The sequence below is a fragment of the Geobacillus sp. WSUCF-018B genome, from assembly GCF_002809985.1.
GTDB classification, from domain to species: Bacteria; Bacillota; Bacilli; order Bacillales; family Anoxybacillaceae; genus Geobacillus; species Geobacillus thermophilus.
This window is the reverse complement of sequence record NZ_PIJF01000098.1, coordinates 1-3,537: the sequence shown is the minus strand read 5'-3', so window position 1 is coordinate 3,537 and position 3,537 is coordinate 1. Positions and strand designations below refer to the sequence as shown.

Here is a 3,537-nt window from a genome sequence, read left to right as displayed (position 1 = left end):
ACGGCTCCCGCCCGGGGGCGAAATCCCGATGAAGCAAGAGCTCCAGACCGCCTTCGTTGAACAGCGACACATAATGGGAAACGGTTTGTCGGCACACGTGTTTAGTGCAAAATGAAAGTACAGAGTTCTGCAACAAAAAGTGCAGAGCTTCATGGCATAAAAAAAGGCTTGCCAGCTCCTAAAATACCCTCTACTGTTTAAGGTTGTGAAGAACAAAACAGTGGAGGTAATGAAAGGATGCTAGCAATGCCTGAAATTCATCATATCAAACATTTGCGTGAAAAGAAAGGGTTATCGCTTTCCGAAATTGTCCGTAGGACGGGATTTAACTGGAGAACAGTCAAGAAATATGCGGATGGAGACATTTCGGTCAGACAAAAAATAAAGAGAAAACGGGGAATGATGGAGGAAGAAGGATACAGTCAAATCATCTATGATTGGCTGGAGGAAGACGCGAAACTGCCAAGAAAGCAACGGCGGACGGGCAAGAAGATGTATGAGCAGTTAAAGCACGAACATGGATTTAAGGGGTCTTATCGAACCGTTTGCGCCTACGTTCAAAAACGAAGACCTCAGCTTAAGCTGAAGAAGGAACAGCGTTACGAGAGGCTGGAACACCATCCGGGGGAAGCGCAGGTGGATTTCGGCACCATGGCCGTTGTGACGAAGGAAGGAAAAGAGGAAGACCGATCCATTCTGATTTTGAGCTTTCCGTACAGCAACGCCGCGTATGCGTATCCATTGCCGGCGGAAAACAGCGAATGTTTTCTTTACGGGCTCACTCAGCTGTTTCGCCAAGCTGGAGGCGTCCCGAGAAAACTGCGCATCGACAATTTGGCGGCGGCGGTGGTTTCGATCCGAAAAGGAGGCGAACGTCAATATACGGAAGCATTTGAGCGATTCCGGCTTCATTACCGGTTTGACGTACAGGCGTGCAATCCGTATAGCGGACACGAAAAAGGGAATGTCGAACGGAAAGTTTACTATACTCGTCAACACTGCTTTGTCCCTGCTCCGTTGATCGAGGGGGATGAAGAACTGGCGGAGTGGCTGCATCGCAAGATGATCGAAGATCGAGCCCGACCCCACTATGAAAAAGGGAGAACCATTGAGGAATTATGGCAGGAAGAACAAAAGGAGTTGCTTGTCCTGCCGGAGAGAGATCTCCCGATCTTCTCCTTCCACCACGCCAATGTCAATAAATACGGGGAAGTAACGGTGGATGGGGAGACGTTTGTGGTTCATGGGATCCCGGTTCCCAACCGTATCCTTATCAAAAAGGAATGGGATCGTTTCATGGTTTTGTCCCAGAAAGGGGAGGTGTACCTGGAAGCGCCAAGGCCGTACACGAAAAAGCAACGGGAGCTCCCTTGGAAGGACATTTTGGCGGAATGGGCGCAAAAGCCTCGGGTAGTGGAGTATTCGCGGTTTCGAGTTTACTTGCCGGAGGCCATTAGGAAATACTTCATGGAACAACCGAAACAGACGGCATCACGCATTCGAGGGGTGCAAAAGCTGTTGGACCGGTACACCGTCTATGAGATCGCCCAGTGGCTTGACAAGTATCAACGGTGGGATTTGGCGCCCCATGAGATCGGGGTGTTGATGGAGGCGAAGCGTTCGGAGTATCCCGTGAAATGGGAAGAAGCCTATACCCCTTCCGTTTTAGTCGACTATGAAACCGATTTACATGTGTATGATCAACGTCTTTGTCCGTCAAGGGAAGGGGGAAGCCGGGCATGAAGATGGATGTAAAAGAGATTTGTAAAGCCCTGCATTTGGCGTACATCGCGGATCGATTCGAGGAGGTGGCCTACGAGACCAAGGAACAATTTTTGCGTGATGTGTTGGCGTTGGAGCTGTCGTTCCGTCAGAAAGCAAAACAGGCTCGATTGATCAAGAAGGCGAAGTTCCGGGAGTTGAAATGGCTCAAAGATTACGAATGGTCGGATCAGATTCATTGGCCGACCACGATCTCGAAGGAAGAACTTTGCGACCTTCGCTTTTTGGAGCAAAAACAGAACGTCCTGCTTTTAGGTTCGCCGGGAACAGGAAAAACCCATCTCGCCACCGCATTAGGATGAAAAGCGTGTGAACGGGGCCATGAAGTTCGGTTTTTCCGTGTCGCCGATCTTGTCGCCCAGCTCGAAGAGGCGTTAAAAGACGGCACCCTCGGACGGCTCAAACGGCAAATCGACACATGTGAGCTGTTGATTTTGGACGAACTCGGCTATGTACCTTTCCAAAAGCAGGGATCGGAACTGCTGTTTCACATCATTGCCGATTGTTATGAATGAAAAAGTGTCATCGTGACATCGAATTTAGAGTTTGGACAGTGGAATCGAGTGTTTGGGGACAACAGCCTGACGGCAGCGATGGTGGATCGTTTGGTCCATCACTCCCACATTCTCGCGTTTACGGGAGAGAGCTACCGCTTGCGACACGCGCTTTCTGCCGTTCAGTCGCTCCCTTCTCACTCGGTTGAAAGGTAAATTCATTGAGCCGGCAAGCCTATGTATTTTTTCTTGCAATTCTCTGCACTTTTTGCTTGCAAAAAACATGCGATTCGAGACTCTCACCCTATCGGCTGCACCCATACTAGACGCACTAAAAAAGAGAGCCGCGTCATTTTGATTTTACCGACGACTCTCTTCTTATGTAATCGATTCACATTCTAAAAATGGAAACATTGTAATGGAAAAGCTATAAAAGCTGACGGGCTCATTTTTATCCTCTAAACGAGGCCGCTCTTTTAAAAGAAACACTCACGTCGTTTGTCTGTTTGACCACAAATTTTAGTTTCAATCCTCTAAACGGGGTCAGTCTTTTAAAAGAGCACCTTCATTTTACCATTGATTTTCCAGGGCGGCAAGGGGCGGTTTTGCACACCACCGCAACCCCCTCGAAAAATAAAATGTTGTTATGCCCGAGTTCGACAGTCATTAGGCAAACAAAATGCCTCTCGCCCCTTGATACAAAAGGGATCGGAGGCATTTGGGCACACTTCGGGCGTGTATCTAGGTGCGAGGGTGGATGCCTAGAATCTTTGGAGGAGGTTCCAGCCCTAGAGCCGCAAGGAATAGCGCTTGTTTGGCCGTCAGTTCGGTTCGTTGATAAAGGTCGCCGTTTTTTGAAGAAAAATGTCCAAGCATGAGACGCTCGCATTCGTCTCTTACTTTCGGCCACGATTCATGAGTTCGGATCTCCACGATCCGAACCAGCAAGAGAGCCAGCCAACTGAGCAGCACATGCGCCCGGATACGGTCTTCCAAGCGATGATACATGGGGCGCAGCTCGAGTGTTGATTTCAACGTCCGAAAGGCCTGCTCGATATCCACCAGTTGCTTATACCCGAGCGCGACATCCTCGGCAGACAAGGTGTCATCGGAGGTTCGGATGAGATATTTGCCATCGTACTTTTCCGCTTCACGAACCGCTTGCTTGTCGATGCGAAGCGTTCCATCCTTCAATTGACGCAAGTATTTTCCGTAGGACGGATGGGAACGCAGCCGGCAGGTGGCCTTATGATGAGCTTCA

At 49.4% G+C, this 3,537-nt stretch carries 2 protein-coding genes and 1 pseudogene; 2 read left to right on the top strand and 1 reads right to left on the bottom strand.

Going from position 1 to position 3,537, the window contains the following annotated elements:
- The first annotated feature begins 237 nt into the window (after positions 1-237).
- A complete protein-coding gene (gene istA / locus CV944_RS16440; protein WP_100664547.1) occupies positions 238-1,743 on the top strand; it encodes an IS21 family transposase in 1,506 nt (501 codons plus the stop codon).
- Positions 1,740-2,492: pseudogene (gene istB / locus CV944_RS16435) on the top strand (IS21-like element helper ATPase IstB). Before istA ends, istB begins: the two are co-directional and overlap by 4 nt.
- Before the next feature lie 525 nt (positions 2,493-3,017).
- Here istB and CV944_RS16430 read toward each other — a convergent pair.
- On the bottom strand, positions 3,018-3,537 hold a 520-nt coding region (locus tag CV944_RS16430), incomplete at its 5' end, for an IS1634 family transposase (protein WP_145994843.1).